The organism is Silvibacterium dinghuense (genome assembly GCF_004123295.1).
Lineage (GTDB): Bacteria > Acidobacteriota > Terriglobia > Terriglobales > Acidobacteriaceae > Silvibacterium > Silvibacterium dinghuense.
In genome coordinates this window covers 1061054-1077717 of sequence record NZ_SDMK01000001.1, presented here as the reverse complement: position 1 = coordinate 1077717, position 16664 = coordinate 1061054, and the positions used below count along the sequence as shown (strand labels likewise).

The following is a 16664-nucleotide window of genomic DNA, read 5'->3' as shown; positions in this document are numbered from 1 at the left end:
CCGGAGTGGTGTCCTCGACCATCATACGGCCAGAGCGAATCCCCAGGCGGACAAGGCAGGCCGGAGTGATTGCGGCCGGAACATGAGGTGACAAGGGGATGTGCGGGAAGAAAGGATCATGCCCTCCCACCCAGGCTGAGCTTGGATGGGGCACCCGCCGGCCGGCGATGCAACCGGTCCGATTACGGCGGGCATCTCAGTGCTCGCCACCCTCTCGGTCCTATGTTCATTCTTTCTGCGATCCTGTACTTCCTCATGACGCACACGATGCTGTCGATGCTGATCCTGTTTCTGGCGGGTCTCTTTGTCGGGGCATGTATCGCAGAGTGGCGCAAGAACAAGGCGTGGCAACTTCTGGCCTTCGCGGGCCTGATGTTCGGAGGCTTTTACTGCTTTATCGGTTCCAGCATCAATGCCCTGTTTCTCCATCAATTCGGAACCTACGGCAGCGCCGTGATCACGCATGAGGAGCAGACGAATTCCACGCTGAATGACCAGTACATCTGGGCTTATGACGGGGTGTTGCGAACCGCCGACGGACGCGACGTGAAGATCTCGTTCGATACCATGTCGGCGAGTCTTTATCCTCCGCGCAACGAGATCGATATTCCGCCGGAAGGCGAGCGGTTCGTGGTGAAGTACATTCCCGGATTCGAGCGCAATGTGGCGATCATGCGCGACGAATCGGCATTCGGCATCCGGCTCATTGTGGAGAAGGCATCGCAGGATGTGGAGGGCGCGGCGAACCAGCTGGCTGCCAGCCCCGGCAACCACGAGTTTCAGCAGGAGTATCGCCAGGCCCTGGTTCAGTTTCTGAACCGTTATGCGAACCAGGCAGACCCCGCGCTGGTTACCCACTACCGGGCGGAGCTGCAGGCGCTCGACCATCCCGGCTCCGAAGCCGCGCAGTGAGGACTGACCGTCCAGGCCTTCCGCCTTCGGCTGCTGCGCGCAGAGCGGATCGCCTTCGGCTGCTTCGCGCAGTGCGGATCGCCTTCGGCCCCCGCTCCCGTTCGTCGCGAGGACTGGCCGCTTTTCTGCTGGCCGTCTTTATGACTGACTGCTGACTCCCCGAATCTGTCGACGCACCCTAGTATGATGGGTGTCGTCTTTTGATTGCGTCTTCTGAGGTTCTCTGCCGCGTGTCGCTGTCGATTGAGGTGTCGTCAGGCCGTTCTCCACATACGCGTATTCTGCGTGTGGCCGGGCCCGTTACTCTCCAGAATTTCACCCAGCTTCAATCGGAGTTTCTCCGTGAAGCGATTCCGCTGACCATTCTCGATCTCTCCGGTGTTCCGCAGATGGACTCGGCCGGGCTGGGGGCGATTCTCAAGTACTACGTGGCCGCGCAGAAGCGGGGGCACAAGCTGGTGCTGACCGGCGTGCAGGGCCGCGTTCTCGACCTCTTGAAGCTCACCCGCGTGGACTCGCTGATTCCGCTCGCCGCCACGGTGGAGCAGGCCGAAACGCTGTAGGCGTGCCGGAGAGCCTGTCTATGCTTGAATTCCGAGCTGGAATCCCTGCGGAGAACCCCATGGAATTCATCGTTTCGTAACATGGGCCGTCCCGGCTTCTGCATACACTGCTTGCGTCTTGAAGCGAGGCTCTACGCAAGACACGGAGCAAGTGATGGAGCAAGAGACGCTCGACCTGGAAGTGCTCGCCGGTAGCCGGGATGGCATCCGTATTCTCCGCCTCACCGGACCCCTTACCCTACACACCATTTTTCCTCTGCAGGAAGAGCTGCGGCGGGAGCATCGTCCGCTCACCGTCTTCGACCTCAGCGGCGTGCCCTACATGGATTCAGCCGGCATGGGTGTGATTATCAACACCTATATCTCGGCGCAGCGGCGCGGATTTCGCGTGGCTGCGGCGGGGCTGAATTACCGGGTGATCGAACTCTTCAAGCTGACGCACGTGGACACGCTGATCCCGGTCTGCGAGACGGTTGCGCAGGCTGAAGCGCTCTAGAGGGTGTTATGGACTTTCAGGTGGCCGTCGTTGCTGGGGAAAATCGGCCCAGACGAGGCGGAGGACGAAGACATTGGCGATTCCAAGGCGAGGCCGACAACGAAGTATGGGCCGATTTTCCCCGCAACCCTTTAGGGCTGGGGCCAATTTTCCCGATCTCTTCGTCGCTCGCTGCTCGGAGATAACCCGATATCCGTCGCAACTCGCTCCTCGACCTCGTAAAAATTGGCTCCCAGCGACGACCGCCGGAAAGTTCATAACACCCTCTAGGCGGTATCCACCTATAGCTCAAGCAGAAACCCGCGGTTTTGTTTCGCCCCGCAACGCGCCAGCTCGCGACCAGCGGAAGCGGAGGCCGATTCGCTCTGCGCGCAGCAGAACTGCAGGTTCCTCCACTTCGCTTCCCCACCCCAGCGCGCCAACATCGGGCGCGCCGGGGACCCCGGTTCGCTCCGGTCGGAATGACAACGTGAAGAACGAATGCTTCGGTCGGGATGACAACACGGGGAGGAGAGGCTGCGGTTGGAATGGCAAGCCAGCGGGGAAACCTTTATTCCCAATGCGCTTTTGTGCTGATGCGGCCTAATGTTCTCTGCCTTCCAGGCCTAGCTGCTGCACATGCGTCTTTGTCCAATGCAGGGCTTCGAGATAGATGGCGGAGATCTGCGATTCGCTGACGCCGAAGCGAGAGCTCACCTCGGCGCAGGGAGTCCAGTCTCCTGCTTCGAGGGCGGTGATCAGTTGCAGCGGGATCGCGGTGCGGCCCTCGGCTCCCAGCAGCACGCACTTGGCCTTCTCGCGCAGGGGCAGGGAATTGACCAGCCTGGCCATGGGGATGCGCAGCATGGCGCTGAGCAGCGAAAGCAATCCCAGCAGGCATTGCTCGTTCGGGTCTTCGCCGAGCAGCGGGGCCAGGTTGCGGCAGAAGCGCGCGCGCTCGAGGGCCAGTTGCAGCAGCACCTCGGGCTGGCCGCGGCCCATGTGGGCCGCCAGGGCGATTGCGGCCAGGGTGCGGAAGCGCGCATCGCCGACCAGCACCATGGCGGAGCGCACGCTGGTGACGGCTTTGCGCGAGGAGACAGCCGCCGAATTCGCCAGCCGCAGCAGCCGGTAGCAGAGCGAAGCCTCGGCTTCGACGATCGGCGCGACCTCGGCCATGTTCAGCGGCTCGCGGGCCAGCGCTCCGACCAGGCGCATGTAGTTCGCCCAGTTGGCGGGAAGCTCCCGCTCCGCCAGGATGGCAGGGCGGCAGAAGAAATATCCCTGGAAGAGCTGGAAGCCTTCCCTCTGGGCCTCCTCGAACTCTTCCATGTTTTCGATCTTCTCTGCCAGGAGGACGGCCCCGCTGCTTTTGGCCAGTTTCACGATCCGGCTTCGTTCCCGGGCGTCGGAAAGGCGGAAGTCGACCTTGAGGTAGGCGGCTTCGGAGAGCAGCTCCTGGTGCGGCGAATCGGCCCGGAAGTCATCGAGCGCCAGCCGGTAGCCAAGCGCGCGCAGCTCGGCACAGGCGGCGCGCACTTCCTGGTCCGGCTCTACGGACTCCAGCACCTCGAGTACCGTTGTGGCCGGCGGCAGGATCGCGACCATCCGTTCCACCAGCGCCTCCCGGGTGCAGTTGATGAAGGCGAGCGTGCGCTGGGTCAGGTTGTCCACGCCCATCAGCACGCAGTTGTCGAGCATCTGCAGGGTGGCATCGTCGGCGCCGCCGCGAAAGAAGTTTTCCCAGCCGGAGCGAAAGAGGAGCTCGTAACCGATGACGGTGCGGGCGGCGTCGAGGATCGGCTGACGGGCAAGGAAGCGGGTGGCATGCGAGGGAAACAGCTCTGCCGCCTTCTTCGAGGACTCGTCAGAGAATGCGGGGCTGGATTCGGAGGGGAGTTCGGTACGGGATTCCGGGGCGTGGCTCTGCGTCATCGGCGGCTCTCTTGCCGGTCATCGGCAGAGGGCGGCAGATGCGTGAGAACAGCCTAAGAAATTGGTCTAAAAGAGCTCGGTTTCCCAGAGATCGTGCAGGTGAACCACGCCTTCGATGGCTCCCTGTCCGTCGATCACTACCAGGGAGGTGATCTTGCGCGCCTCCATGGCATCGAGCGCGCGGACGGCCAGCTCGTCGCCGGAGATGGTCTGCGGGTGCGGGTTCATCGCTTCGCCGGCGGTCTTGCGCAGGCCGTCCGGGCCGTCGCGCTCGAGCAGCCGTCGCAGATCGCCGTCGCTGAGTACTCCGGCCAGCCTGCCGTCCTGCTCGATGGTCGTCATGCCGAGCTTCTTGCGCGACATCTCGTAGATGACCTCGGTCATCGGCGTCTGCGGTGAAACCTTCGGAACGGCATTGCCCTGGTGCATCAGCTGGCGGACACGGGCCAGCTGCTTGCCCAGCTTGCCGCCCGGGTGCAGCTCGGCGAAATCTTCTGCCTCGAAGCCTTTGCGCAGCGAGACGGCGATAGCCAGGGCATCGCCAAGGGCCAGCATGGCGGTGGTCGAAGCGGTGGGGGCCAGGCCCATGCCACAGGCCTCCGCGGGCACGCTGCAATCGAGCGCGATGTCGCTGGCGCGGGCCAGCGTCGAGTCGAGATTGCAGCAGAAGCTGATGAGTGCGTCGCCGATGCGCTTGATCTTGGCCAGCAGGCGGAGAATCTCTTCGGTTTCGCCGCTGGCCGAGAGCGCAATGACTACGTCGCCGCGGGCGACCATGCCCAGATCGCCGTGTACGGCTTCGGCCGGATGGAGAAAGAGCGCCGGGCTGCCGGTGGAGCTGAGGGTCGCAGCAATCTTCTGCGCGATGATGCCGCTCTTGCCCATGCCGGTGACTACGATGCGGCCGCGGGTCTCGCCGCAGGCAACCACGGCTTCGACGGCACGCTCGAAGCTGGCGGCCATCGAGCCTTCCAGCCGTTCGGCGAGAGCCTGCAGGGCTTCGGCCTCGATGCGGACGAGGCGCGATGGCGTGAGCGGGCGGGATGGATTGTGCGGCGTCAAACAGTTCATGCTACCAGCTGCTTCGCGCAGGGCGAATCGCCTTCGGCCCCCGCTCCCTTTGGTCGCGATCCTTTGTTCTGGGAACCACCCATGTCTCAGAATTGAGACATGGGGCACCCTTAGATTTGTCTTTTTTGAAGATCCTTTGCGCCTTTGCGCTGAAAAGGGATGCTGGCCAGGGGTATGGAATCCTCTGTGCTCTCTGTGTCCTCTGTGGTGAATGGCCCCACTCAAGCCAACTTCGGGCTTGCATGGGCCACCCGGTCGTTTTTCTACACCTTATCCCTTATTCCCTAAACTCTTCTGTCCGCATGCAGGCACTAGAATGGTGCACAGAGGGACTCGCTGGGTGAAGCGCAACGCAATCGTTCTTGTGGTCGTCATTCTTGCCCTGGTGGTGATGGTCTGGGCGGGCGTCGTCAATTACCGCCATCGCAAGGCGGAAGAGGCCAAGCTCCGGGAGATGCAGGGCATGCTGGTGAAGCTGGGTCCGCCGTCGGCACCCTCGCCTGCGTCCCAGGCCGAGGCGAACGATCCGGCGAATCATCCCCTGGTAGGCCAGGTGGCGCCGGCGTTTGTTCTCAAGGACATCACGGGGAAGAAGGTTTCGCTGGCCGACTACAAAGGCAAGGCCGTGGTCATCGATTTCTGGGCCACATGGTGCGCGCCCTGCAAGGTCGAGATTCCCTGGCTGACCAAGTTCCACGACCAGTATGCTCCGCAGGGACTGGAGATTCTTGGCGTCTCCGAGGATGATCTCGACGCGGAGAATAAAGCTGGTCTCGAGAAGCAGGAAAAGGACGTAGCGGACGGCGCGGGCAAGCTGGGGATCAATTACCCGGTGCTGCTCGATGAGAAGAATGTGGCCAAGCCCTATGGCGGGATCGAGGCGCTGCCTACGACCTTCTTTGTCGGTCGTGACGGCAAGGTGGTGGCCTCGGCTGTGGGGCTGACCGATCGCGACGAGCTCGAAGCCGATATCAAGAAGGCGCTGGCGACGCCGGCGGGGCAGTCCTGATGCGCTCTCCGCTTCCGGTTCTTGCGTTTTTCCTCCTGTGTGCGAGTCTTTCGGCGCAGAAGATGCCGTGGGAGAGCGATAGCAGTGCTGCCAGCAAGGAAGGCGCGCAGCCGCAGTCGGTGGAATATCTCTTTCCCGAGCAGGTATCGGTGCCCGCAGGCAAGGATGCGGTCGTCGAGCTGCACTTCCGGGTAAAGCCGGGGATGCACATTAATTCCCATCAGCCGCGCGAGAAGGGGCTGATCCCGACGCAGCTGATCGTGGCCGAAGGCGGACCGGGGAGCGGCACGGTGGATGTGAGCGCGGTCGATTTCCCCTCCGGAGGCGATTTTTCCCTGCCTTCGATGCCCAGCGAGAAATTGAGCGTTTATACCGGGGAATTCGTCCTGAGAGCACATATTCATGCCAATGCAGGCGATCACATGCTGGAGGCGGCGCTGCGCTACCAGGCCTGCGATGACCGCTCCTGCTACCCGCCGCGCAAGGCTCCGGTGGCCGTGAATATCATGGCCCGATGACCCGGTTTCATGGAACATTCACGACGCTGGTAACGTCCAATCCGCAGAAGTAAAGCCTGTCCCACAACCAACCTGCGGTATTCTCGAATCGAAGTCCTGTGAGTCTGATGAGCGGCCTTTCCCTGCGCGATCCCCAAGTTGTCGGAGTCCTTACGGCCGCAGGGTTGTGCCTTGGGGGCATCGCGGCGTATTACGCCATGCGCAAAAAGCCGACCGAGGAGGAGCTCGAACGCCTGCGGCGCGAGCTGCTGGTGAAGGCGGGACGGATCATCGACGGCACCATCCTCGATATCTCCGATCTGAGCCCGGAAGAGAGCGGCCGTCCGGATGGCCTGCAGCTGATTCTCTATAAATATGAGATTGCCGGGGTGGTTTACGAGTGCTCGCAGGATGTGACCCAGCTCGGTGACTACATCAACATCTATGAGGCACGGCTCAGCTTCCCGTGTTCGGTGCGGTACGATCCTCATCGCCCGGTGAACAGCATCGTGGTGGCCGAGGGCTGGAGCGGGCTGCGGGATACGGCAAATTCGGTCCCCATCCGGCGCGCGCCGCGGCGTTCGCGCATTCCTACGCCGTATCTGTAGCAGGTGAGCGCGGCTTTGCCGCTGTTGGCCTGATGCCTCTCCTGATTCCCCTGGCCCATGCACAGGGGGCTGCCGGTTATAGTCGAAGCGGCGACTCTCACGACCTGGCTCGGGCGTGGCGAAAAAAGATTCTTATTCAACTCGGGGCTCGGCATACGTCGAAGACGATGCGGACGAAGCGTTTCTTCGTCCCGCAAAGCCGGCTGCGCCTGCGCGCTCCCGCGCCGCCAAGGGCGACGCGGATCGCGCGCGAAGCCGCGACTCCGTGCGCGAACGGCTGCTCGACAAAGCTGCCGAGAACCTGGGCCGCGCCGCCGCCGAGGAAGACGAACCGTTTCTCCGCACCCGCCGCCGCGTTCCTATCCGCAAGGGATTTCTGCCGCTCTGGACCTATACCCGCTGGGGCCGCATCGCCCTGGCTGTTGCCGGGCTGGCTATCCTTGCCGGAGGGATCGCGGTGGTGCTTTCCGTCCGCCACTTCCTGAATACCGACCCGCGCTTCCGCATGGACTCGGCCGCTGACGTTCAGACCATGGGCAACAGCCAGCTGACCCGCGACGAATTGCTCTCCGTCTTTGGCGAGGACATCGGCCGCAACATCTTCCATGTGCCGCTCGCGCAGCGCCAGAAGGATCTCGAGGAGATTCCCTGGGTGCAGCATGCGACGGTCATGCGCATTCTGCCGAACGAGCTGCGGGTTGCGGTGACCGAGCGGACTCCGATTGCCTTTGTGCGCATCGGCGACCAGGTAAAGCTGGCCGATGCCGACGGCGTCATCCTCGATATGTCGCCGGAGATGATGGCTACACGCCATTTCTCCTTCCCGGTGGTCACCGGCATCCGTCCTGAAGATCCGCCGGCCGCGCGCAAGGTGCGCATGCAGCTTTACCAGAGCTTCCTTACTGCGCTCGATACCGGCAGCCAGCATCTCTCCGACCAGATGAGCGAGATCGATCTCTCTGACGCAGAAGATGTGCGTGCGACGGTCCCAGCCAAGGGGTCTGATTTGCAGCTGCATTTCGGCGACGAAAAGTTCCTGGAGCGTTATCGCATCTACCAGTCGCACGTTGCAGAATGGGAACAGCAGTATCCCACGCTGGTGGCCGTCGATCTGCGTTACGACGGGCAGGTGGTGCTCAAGAAAGGCGGCGCTCCCGCGCCCGATGCTTCCTCCGCTGCCTCTTCTGCAGCGCCGGCGGCTCCGGCTGCCGCGGCAAAGCCTAATACAAAGGAGACAGCCGCAAAGAAACGTAGCGCTGCGGCTGCGCACCATGTACGGAGGACGGCACGATGAGCCAGAAGTCTGACAACCTGATTGCCGTGCTCGATACCGGAAGCTCGAAGACCCGCGTGCTGATTGCCGAGCTGCATGACGGCGCGCTGCGCTATCGCGGCCACGGCATCGTGGATGCCGCCGGCATGCGCAAGGGCGTGATCGCCGAGCTGAAGCCCGCGGCCGAGGCCGTGAACAAGGCTGCAACGCTGGCGGAAAAGCGCGCCGATGCCACGATTGAAAAATGCGTGATCGCGGTCGGCGGCCCGCATATTCGCGGTGTAAACAGCCGCGGCGGTATCAGCTTGGGCAATCGCCTGCGCGAGATTTCGCGCGAAGATGTCCGCGCCGCGGTCGACCGTGCGCGCTCGGTCTCGCTGCCCCAGGACCGCGAAGTCATTCATTTGCTGCCGCAGCAGTTCATCCTCGACGATCAGCCGAATATCCACGACCCGGTGGGCATGGTGGGCGGACGGCTCGAGGTGAACCTGCATATCGCGACCTGCTCGGCCGGCGCGCAGCAGAGCATTGTGACCTGCGCCAACCGGGCCGGGCTCGAGGTGACGGAATCGGTCTTCGAAGCCGTGGCCGCGGCGGAGTCCACCATCTCTGCCGACGAGCGCGAGCTGGGTGTCTGCCTGCTCGACATCGGTGCGGCGACCAGCGAGTTGATCGTCTTCTTCGAGGGCTCGGTGGCGCATACCTCGGTGATTCCCATCGGCGGCGACCACTTTACGAACGACCTCGCTGCCGGTCTGCATGTGACGCCGCCGGAGGCGGAGTGGATCAAGTGCCACTACGGGCATGCCGTGGTTACGGCCGTTTCGCAGAGCGCGGAGATCGAGCTGACCGGCATGCCCGGCTATGCTCCGCGCACGGTGCGCCAGCGGCTGGTGTGCGAGATTCTGGAGCCGCGCGCCCGTGAGCTCTTCCATATGCTGCGCGATAACCTTCGCCAGGGTGGCGTGCTGGAGGCGCTGGGCGCCGGATGCGTGCTCACCGGCGGCGGCGCGCGCCTGCCCGGCCTGCTCGACACGGCGGAGAGCCTGTTGCGTGTGCCGGCTCGTATCGGCTCGCCGGTGCCGCTCTCGAAGATGCCCGAGGAGCTGGCGCAGCCGGAGTGTTCGGCGCTGATCGGCGCCCTGCTTTATACCCATCGCACCAGCATCATCCGTGCGGCGGAAGACAACAGCCTGCGCGCCAAGCTGCGCGCGATTTTTGCAGGAAGTTTGTAAACGAGTTTCAGTCGTAAGGAATCTGGCAGGAACGTATTTCAGCAGTCGAGGATGGAGAAGGAGTCGGAGCCGATGAGTTACCCGGAAGAAATTCGCATTCAGTATTTTGACGAGGTTCCGCGCGGAGCCAGGATCAAGGTCATCGGTGTCGGCGGTGGTGGTGGCAACGCAGTCAACCGCATGATTCAGGCGCGGGTCGAGGGCGTCGAGTTCATCGCCGCCAACACCGACCGTCAGGCGCTCCAGCTTTCGGAAGCGCCGGTGAAGCTCCAGCTCGGGACCAAGCTGACCAGCGGCCTGGGCGCGGGCGCGAATCCGGATATCGGCCGCCGTGCGGCGCTGGAAGACTCGGAAAAGATCATCGAGGCGCTCGAAGGCGCGGACATGGTGTTCGTGACGGCTGGCCTGGGCGGCGGCACGGGTACGGGCGCAGCTCCGGTCATCGCTTCGCTGGCCAGCGAAATGGGTGCGCTTACGGTTGCGGTGGTGACACGGCCTTTCAGCTTCGAGGGCAAGCGCCGCATGGCGCAGGCCGAGCGCGGCATGCAGGAGCTGCTCGAGTCGGTGGACACGATGATCGTGATTCCCAACGAGAAGCTGCTGGCGGTTGCCAAGGATGCGGGCTTCTTCGAGTCCTTCCGCATCGCAGACGATGTGCTGCGCCAGGGCGTGCAGGGCATCTCGGACATCATCACCATCCCCGGCATCATCAACCGCGACTTTGCCGACGTGAAGACGACGATGGCCGGCATGGGCTACGCAGTGATGGGCACGGCGCAGCGCTCGGGCGAGAACCGCGCGGTGGACGCTGCGATGGCCGCCATGGCATCGCCGCTGCTCGAGGCCGGCGCGATCGACGGGGCGCGCGGCATCCTGATCAATATCAGCGGCTCGAGCTCGCTCAAGCTGAACGAGGTCAACGAGGCCTCGACGCTCATCCAGAATGCGGCGCACGAAGAGGCGAACATCATCTTCGGCGCTGTGCTCGACGAGAGCATGGGTGACGATGTGAAGATCACGGTCATCGCCACCGGCTTCAAGCAGGGTGAGGCCCCGGAGCGCCGCGAGCGCATGCTGAACACCTCGCTGCGGGAGCCGATCAGCCATGCGCACGAGCAGGTGGAGATCAGCTCCGTGCCTGCCCGTCCGCGCTTTGCCAGCGAGGAGTCGGACGACGAGAGCGGCTACACCACTTCGGCACGCGCCGGGGTGGTTTCCGAGGCCAGCCACGAAGAGGAGCCTGTGCCGGTGGTCGAGACCGCTGCCGCGTCGGTTGCGCCGGAGCCGGCCATTGCCGTCGCCGAGCCGCCCGTGCAGCCGCATGCGGTCCAGGATGCTCCTGCGGCCGTCCCCGATCCCTTTGCCGATGTGCACCAGGACGAAAACGGCGAGAGCCTGGATATTCCGGCGTATCTGCGCCGGGGGAACAGCTTCTAGCTGCTGCGGGACTGGCCGTCCAGGCATTTCGTGCTTCGCGCTTCCGCTCCCTTGGGGCGCGAGCGGGCAGTTTTCCGAGGTAAGGCTTGTAGTTTCTTTCATGAACGGTTGGCGGCTGGAAGCTGACCGTAACTCTCAAGTACACTGGGTGCAGGCAACTCCACCCAAAACGCAAGCAGTTTTGAGCCAGCGGAACTGCCTGGCGGAACTCCAGATTCCATTTGGGGTTTTTACCGGCAGGTTATCCGCTTTGCGGCGTTTGCCATTTCGGTATCTGTTGCCTCTTTTGAGCAGTGCCGATCACTCTGGCATCACTTTGAGCGGTCATACGAGCGGTTTCTGCGTACGATGCAAGTCAGAACGCTTGAAAGCCCGGGACAGAGTTCAGAGCTGGGCCCAGAACAACGGCTGAAGGATCGGGGTTCGAGACACGGCCTCCGGATTCGGATATCAGGATCGGATAATCGATGAAGCGTCTCTTTCTTTTCGTGCTCGCCATGGCTCTCGCCGGTTCCACGCTCTGCCGTGCCGGTTCCGCGACCACCCGCCATCCCGCCCATCGCCGGGCGACTCGTGTTCATGAGTCGGCTGCCGCGGCCAGGCATATAGCCAGCCGCCAGCACAGCCGGCGCGTGGTCAGCGCGTCGACCCGTGTTCGTACCCGTGGCGGGGCGCGTCTGCGCCGGGCGAATCTGGTGATTCGCCGTGGGGGCGGGGAGCGCTTCTATGCCAGCTCCTTTACGGATATCGACCAGACGCAGGGCGACATCACGGCGGGTGAAGACCCGGTGGTGCGCGAGGCGGCGATTGCCGCGCTCGGCAACATGAACGGCACCGCAGTCGCTATCGACCCAAGTAACGGCCGCATCCTGGCCATGGTGAACCAGAAGCTCGCGCTTTCGAGCGGCGCCGAGCCCTGCTCGACGATCAAGGTTTCGGTCGCGCTGGCTGCTCTTGAAGAGGGCATCATCACCAAGGACACGCCGGTGAACTTGGGCGGCAACTACCACATGACCCTGACCGAGGCGCTGGCGCACTCAAATAACCTCTACTTTGAGACCATCGGCCGCCGGCTCGGTTTCGAGCGCGTGCGCCACTATGCGAACCAGTTCGGCCTGGGTGAGCTGGCCGGTTACAACATTCCCGGTGAGCAGCTCGGCGTCTATCCCGATCAGGTGCTGCCCGAGGATCGCGGCGGCGTAGGCCGCATGTGCAGCTTCGGCGAGAGCGTCTCGATGACCCCGCTGCAGCTTGGCGCGCTGGTTTCGGCCATCGCCAACGGCGGCACGCTCTACTACTTGCAGCATCCGACCTCGCCCGACCAGGTGCTGAATTTCCAGCCCAAGATCAAGCGCACGCTCGACATCGCCCGCATCATTCCGGAGATTCAGAGCGGCATGGCGGCAGCGGTCGACTACGGCACTGCCCGCTCGCTGCGCGCCAACTTCAGCCAATTCCCGGTGATGGGCAAGACCGGCACCTGCTCGGACAACGGCACGCGTTTCGGCTGGTTCGCCTCCTATGCGGACACGCAGTACGGCCGGATCGTGACGGTCTTCTTCCTCGAAGGCGGACGCCCGACCTTCGGGCCGAAGGCGGCCGAGCTGACCGGCGTCTTCTACCGCAACCTCTGGGATCACAGCTACTTTGCCTCGAAGCAGGGCGAGCCGGCGACCCCGGCGGCGGCTGCGACGGAGCAGGGCGCTCCGCAGTAAGGACTGGTCGCTGCTGCGCGCAGGGCGGATCGCCTTCGGCTTCGCTCCCCGGTCGGGATGACAACGGAAAGAACGAATGCTTCGGTCGGAATGACAAACCTATAGCCCTGAATCGTTCAGAACGAGACGGCCTCCTCTGCGGAGGCCGTTTTCTTTTTCGGCGATTTCTCGCGATGTGTGCACTCCACAGCGCTCCTTTGCGCATCTGGAATCGGTTAGGATGCGAGACGGGATGCGGATACTTTCTGCCGACGAGATGAGGACCACCGATCGGGTGACGGCCGAGACATACGGCGTGTCGTCGATCGACCTGATGCGCCATGCCGGAGCGGCGGTGGCGCGCTTTGTGGTGCGCGAGTTTTCTTCCGCACGCTCGATACTGGTATTTTGCGGGCGGGGCAACAACGGAGGTGATGGCTTTGTCGCTGCGCGTGAGCTGATCGCTGCAGGGCGACGGGTGCATGTGCTGCTGCTGGGCGATCCGGCGGCGCTGAAGGGCGATGCGAAGATCGCCTTCGAAGAGATGGCGATGGAGCCGGTGCTGGTCCGCGAAGAGGCGGATCTCGGCCGTCCCGATGTACGCGAGCTTTTCGAAAATGCCGATCTGCTGCTCGATGCGGTGGTCGGAACAGGATTCCAGCCTCCGCTGCGGGGTACGGCTGCGGCGCTGCGGGACCGGGTGAACGCGCTCGAGATGCCGGTGATCGCGGTCGATCTGCCCTCGGGCTGGGGTGCCGATTCGCGCGAGTTCGCGGTCGAAGGCGCATTCCGCGCGGATGCCGTTGTTACGTTTACCGCGCCCAAGCTGGCGCATGTCTGTGGGAATCTCTGTGGATCGGTGTATGCGCCGATTGTGGTTGCGCCGATCGGGTCTCCTGACGCGGCGATTCGTTCTACTTTGAACCTGAGCTGGAGCGGCGCTGCAAAGGCGGCGCTCGACGGGCCTCGCAGGGCGGAGAGCAACAAGGGCAATTTCGGTCATGTGCTGCTGGTGGGCGGTGCGCGCGGGAAATCGGGCGCTCCGGCCATGGCGTCGCTGGCCGCGCTGCGCGCGGGCGCGGGATTGGTGACGACGGCGGTGGCCGAGTCGATCCTGCCACTGGTCGCGGCGATTACTCCTGAGCTGATGACCGAGGCGCTGCCGGAGGCTGCCGACGGTGGTTTCGATCTCGAGCGTATCGATTTCGACGCGCTGCTGGACAGGATCACGGTGCTGGCCATCGGGCCTGGACTTGGGCAATCGCCATCGGCGGAAAAGCTGGTGCTGGAACTGCTGGAGCGCACGACAATCCCGGTTGTGCTCGATGCCGATGCGCTGAATATTATGGCGAAGCATATCGATAAGCTCGATGGGCGCGGGCGGACGATGGTGCTGACGCCGCATCCGGGCGAGATGGGGCGCCTGGCCGGCATCCCCACGCAGGAGGTGCAGGCGCGGCGCGAGCCGCTGGCGCGGGAGTTTGCTGCGAAGCACCATGTCACATTGGTTTTAAAAGGATGGCGTACACTCGTGGCGCAGCCCGATGGGCAGCTTGCCATCAACACGAGCGGCAACCCGGGCATGGCCAAGGGCGGCAGCGGCGATATTCTTACCGGCATGGTCGCAGCCCTGCTGGCGCAGCATCCGAAGCAGGCGGCTGAGGCGGTGAGCGCAGCAGTCTACCTGCACGGGCTTGCCGCGGACTTTGCTGTTCGTGAGCAGGACGAGCGCACGCTGCTGGCCACGGATACGGTCGCGCACCTGTGGCGCGCGTATCGTTTTTCACCGCAGGATGCGGCCGGTTTTACATGGCTGGCAGGTCTGCCGCAGGATATCTTGGAAGCGTTGGAGGCACGATGACGACGACCGAAAAGGCAAAGGCAGAAGCTGTCGGGAAGGCTGAAGCTGGGAAGACCTACGAGTTCACGACGACCTCTGCCGCCGAGACCATCGCGACCGGCCACAAGATTGCCGAACTGCTCGCTCCGCCGAAGTTTCTTATCCTGCGCGGCGATCTGGGCGCGGGCAAGACGACGCTGGTGAAGGGCATTGCCGAGGCGCTGGATGCGGCAGAGCCGGACGAGGTCACCAGTCCAACCTTTACGCTGGTGCATGAATATGAGGGCACGCAGGGCGCGGCGAAGACGCCGGTGAACCTCTATCATCTGGACCTCTACCGCATTGAAGGCGAGCGGCAGCTCGATACGCTGGGGCTCGATGACCTGGCTGCACCGGACAGCATTGTGCTGGTGGAGTGGGGTGAGAAGTTTCCGAGCGTGAAGCGGCGCAGCGATGGCGAGATCGTGATGACCTCGGCCGGCGGCGACACGCGAAAGATCGTGCTCACGCTCAAATAGCTGCTGCGCGCAGGGCGAATCGCCTTCGGCCCCGCTCCCGTTGGTCGCGTGTCGGGGGTTCTATTCTTTCGTGTGCGGAGTTCGTGCCTTCCCACCCAAGCGGAGCTTGGGTGGGGCACCCGTTTTCGTTTCCCTCTCGGAAGACTGGGGAATCCAGGGTTCGTGCCTTCCCGCGTCTCAGGGTTGAAACGTGGGGCACCGGGTCTTTTCTATCCCCTATCCCTGCATTCCCACTACTGGTCGGCTAGCGTTGCTAAATCCGGTGAGGCGAGGCGGGTGTCGGTGGGGCGGACGTGGAATTTCTTGGGGTAGAAGAGCACCTGCGGCGTCCAGGTGACGACCATCTTCACCTGGTCATGATCGATGCGCATAGGTGTGATGACCAGGTGCGGGAGCTGGCCCTTGCCCTTCAGGTAGCCGTGGCAGCCGAACCAGAGATCGCCGTCCGGCCCGATGAAGGGTGAGCCGTGGCCGAGCTGGCCGTAGGGGACATCGGACTTCTGCGTGTAGGCGTGCTTGTAGATCTTCGCCCACTCCTCGTCCTGCGCGCCGTAGATGGGATTGCTGCGTGACTTGCGCCATGGTCCGGTGATGGTGTCGGCTGTTGCCTCGCCGACCTCGTAGCCGCGTCCCCAGGACGAATAGAGCAGGATGTAGGAGCGGCCGTGCTTCATCACCGTCGGGCCTTCGAGACCGACGGATGGGCCGCCCTTCGCCGGGCCGTCCCATGCGCCGTCGGCGCCGGGCTGGATCACCGGGAACGGCTGGCCGATGGGGACGGCGTTGGGCAGATCGACCAGCGTCGCGGTGACGCCGTCGCGGAAGAGGTAGACTTTGCCGTCGTCATCCTGGAAGAGCGTGGCGCCGTTGCCCTCGGTGAGCGGCTTGTCTTCGGTGAGGACTTTATACGGGCCGGTGATGGTGTCGGCGACAGCGAGCGCGATGCTCTCGGGGCTGTCGGGTGTTTCGCCGAAGGGGCAGGAGAAGGTGAGATACCACTTGCCCTTGTAGGGGAAGAGCTCCGGCGCCCAGAAGCGGCGGCGATACCAGCGATCCTTGCTCGGTGCGACGAGAACGCCCAGGTCTTTCCAGTGGGTCAGATCGGTGGAAGACCACAGCTTTACGCCGGGGATCGGTCCGGCGGCGGTGCCGTCGAAGAAAGGGAAGGCGGTCCCGGTCATGTACCAGGTGCTGCCGACCTTGGTGATCTGCGGATCGCGGATGGGATCGGTCTGGATCGGGTTTTCGTAGTCGAAATGCGGGTCCTTGCTGCTGGCCATGAGCGGGGTTGAGGCCTGGGATACCAGCAGGAGCAGAGGCAGGAGGAGCCGCAGAAATGTGAGCGCTTTCCAATACCGCAAAGTTTCTTCCTCAAGCGCCTGAGCGGATCGAGTCTGCACAGGCTGTCTGAAATGCTATGGAGGCTGATGCTCCAGATTAGATGATGGATCTGTACCGGCTGAAGCGGGATGACGCAGGTTTTTCCTGCGGCCCCGGTAACCCTGTTCGATTTCGCACACCTGTCTTCGCGTGTGAACACGCTTCTGGGCCGGATGTTTTGTTTAAATGCCTTACTTTCAAAGACTTTTCACCGCTC

15 protein-coding genes are annotated in these 16664 nt (G+C 63.4%); 12 read left to right on the top strand and 3 right to left on the bottom strand.

The genetic code is table 11. The annotated features are described in order from the left end of the window. The first annotated feature begins 276 nt into the window (after positions 1-276). The 3 genes from ESZ00_RS04225 to ESZ00_RS04215 all read left to right on the top strand — a co-directional run bounded on the left by ESZ00_RS04225 (position 277) and on the right by ESZ00_RS04215 (position 1971). The gene (locus tag ESZ00_RS04225; protein ID WP_129206912.1) at positions 277-912 is read left to right on the top strand and encodes a hypothetical protein; all 636 of its coding nucleotides are present in this window, start codon (positions 277-279) and stop codon (positions 910-912) included. A gap of 230 nt (positions 913-1142) precedes the next feature. Beyond that, the gene (locus ESZ00_RS04220; protein ID WP_164981339.1) at positions 1143-1475 is read left to right on the top strand and encodes an STAS domain-containing protein; all 333 of its coding nucleotides are present in this window, start codon (positions 1143-1145) and stop codon (positions 1473-1475) included. A 154-nt stretch (positions 1476-1629) separates the two neighbouring features. Next, positions 1630-1971, top strand: coding sequence for an STAS domain-containing protein (locus ESZ00_RS04215; protein ID WP_129206910.1), 342 nt, complete (start codon positions 1630-1632; stop codon positions 1969-1971). Positions 1972-2553: 582 nt separating this feature from the next. Here the strand turns inward: ESZ00_RS04215 and ESZ00_RS04210 are convergent. Both ESZ00_RS04210 and ESZ00_RS04205 read right to left on the bottom strand, forming a co-directional pair. After that, positions 2554-3885 carry an EAL and HDOD domain-containing protein gene (locus ESZ00_RS04210; protein WP_129206909.1) on the bottom strand — a complete coding sequence of 444 codons (1332 nt, stop codon included), beginning with the start codon at positions 3883-3885 and terminating at the stop codon, positions 2554-2556. Positions 3886-3951: 66 nt separating this feature from the next. Then, positions 3952-4956, bottom strand: a complete 1005-nt coding sequence (locus ESZ00_RS04205; RefSeq protein WP_129206908.1) for a KpsF/GutQ family sugar-phosphate isomerase — start codon at positions 4954-4956, stop codon at positions 3952-3954. A 340-nt stretch (positions 4957-5296) separates the two neighbouring features. Between ESZ00_RS04205 and ESZ00_RS04200 the strand changes: the two genes are divergently transcribed. The 9 genes from ESZ00_RS04200 (at position 5297) to tsaE (ending at position 15067) form a co-directional block, all read left to right on the top strand. Next, positions 5297-5965: a TlpA family protein disulfide reductase gene (locus ESZ00_RS04200; protein WP_129206907.1), complete on the top strand. Its 669-nt coding sequence runs from the start codon at positions 5297-5299 to the stop codon at positions 5963-5965. Further along, a complete protein-coding gene (locus ESZ00_RS04195; protein WP_129206906.1) occupies positions 5965-6483 on the top strand; it encodes a protein-disulfide reductase DsbD domain-containing protein in 519 nt (172 codons plus the stop codon). The genes ESZ00_RS04200 and ESZ00_RS04195 overlap by 1 nt, the downstream gene beginning before the upstream one ends. 107 nt (positions 6484-6590) lie before the next feature. After that, positions 6591-7070 (top strand): hypothetical protein, encoded by a 480-nt coding sequence (locus tag ESZ00_RS04190; RefSeq protein WP_129206905.1) that lies wholly within the window; start codon positions 6591-6593, stop codon positions 7068-7070. Between the two features lie 115 nt (positions 7071-7185). Continuing rightward, complete coding sequence (locus tag ESZ00_RS04185; protein WP_129206904.1) at positions 7186-8364, top strand: cell division protein FtsQ/DivIB; 1179 nt, start codon at positions 7186-7188, stop codon at positions 8362-8364. Continuing rightward, positions 8361-9578: a cell division protein FtsA gene (gene ftsA, locus ESZ00_RS04180; RefSeq protein WP_129206903.1), complete on the top strand. Its 1218-nt coding sequence runs from the start codon at positions 8361-8363 to the stop codon at positions 9576-9578. The genes ESZ00_RS04185 and ftsA overlap by 4 nt, the downstream gene beginning before the upstream one ends. A gap of 72 nt (positions 9579-9650) precedes the next feature. Continuing rightward, the gene (gene ftsZ, locus ESZ00_RS04175; protein WP_129206902.1) at positions 9651-11015 is read left to right on the top strand and encodes a cell division protein FtsZ; all 1365 of its coding nucleotides are present in this window, start codon (positions 9651-9653) and stop codon (positions 11013-11015) included. Positions 11016-11482: 467 nt separating this feature from the next. Further along, a complete protein-coding gene (locus ESZ00_RS04170) occupies positions 11483-12730 on the top strand; it encodes a penicillin-binding transpeptidase domain-containing protein (RefSeq protein WP_129206901.1) in 1248 nt (415 codons plus the stop codon). Between the two features lie 232 nt (positions 12731-12962). Next, positions 12963-14570 (top strand): NAD(P)H-hydrate dehydratase, encoded by a 1608-nt coding sequence (locus ESZ00_RS04165; protein WP_129206900.1) that lies wholly within the window; start codon positions 12963-12965, stop codon positions 14568-14570. Beyond that, entirely contained in the window at positions 14567-15067 is a 501-nt protein-coding gene (gene tsaE, locus ESZ00_RS04160; protein WP_129206899.1) for a tRNA (adenosine(37)-N6)-threonylcarbamoyltransferase complex ATPase subunit type 1 TsaE, read from the top strand. Before ESZ00_RS04165 ends, tsaE begins: the two co-directional genes overlap by 4 nt. Before the next feature lie 233 nt (positions 15068-15300). Here the strand turns inward: tsaE and ESZ00_RS04155 are convergent, their stop codons facing one another. After that, a complete protein-coding gene (locus tag ESZ00_RS04155) occupies positions 15301-16428 on the bottom strand; it encodes a glycoside hydrolase family 43 protein (RefSeq protein WP_129206898.1) in 1128 nt (375 codons plus the stop codon). Positions 16429-16664: the final 236 nt, after the last annotated feature.

Coding starts and splice junctions, on each gene's coding strand:
- ESZ00_RS04225 (WP_129206912.1), top strand. CDS start 277: ATGCTGATCCTGTTTCTGGCGGGTCTCTTTGTCGGGGCATGTATCGCA.
- ESZ00_RS04215 (WP_129206910.1), top strand. CDS start 1,630: ATGGAGCAAGAGACGCTCGACCTGGAAGTGCTCGCCGGTAGCCGGGAT.
- ESZ00_RS04210 (WP_129206909.1), bottom strand. CDS start 3,885: ATGACGCAGAGCCACGCCCCGGAATCCCGTACCGAACTCCCCTCCGAA.
- ESZ00_RS04205 (WP_129206908.1), bottom strand. CDS start 4,956: ATGAACTGTTTGACGCCGCACAATCCATCCCGCCCGCTCACGCCATCG.
- ESZ00_RS04195 (WP_129206906.1), top strand. CDS start 5,965: ATGCGCTCTCCGCTTCCGGTTCTTGCGTTTTTCCTCCTGTGTGCGAGT.
- ESZ00_RS04190 (WP_129206905.1), top strand. CDS start 6,591: ATGAGCGGCCTTTCCCTGCGCGATCCCCAAGTTGTCGGAGTCCTTACG.
- ftsA (WP_129206903.1), top strand. CDS start 8,361: ATGAGCCAGAAGTCTGACAACCTGATTGCCGTGCTCGATACCGGAAGC.
- ftsZ (WP_129206902.1), top strand. CDS start 9,651: ATGAGTTACCCGGAAGAAATTCGCATTCAGTATTTTGACGAGGTTCCG.
- ESZ00_RS04170 (WP_129206901.1), top strand. CDS start 11,483: ATGAAGCGTCTCTTTCTTTTCGTGCTCGCCATGGCTCTCGCCGGTTCC.
- ESZ00_RS04165 (WP_129206900.1), top strand. CDS start 12,963: ATGCGGATACTTTCTGCCGACGAGATGAGGACCACCGATCGGGTGACG.
- tsaE (WP_129206899.1), top strand. CDS start 14,567: ATGACGACGACCGAAAAGGCAAAGGCAGAAGCTGTCGGGAAGGCTGAA.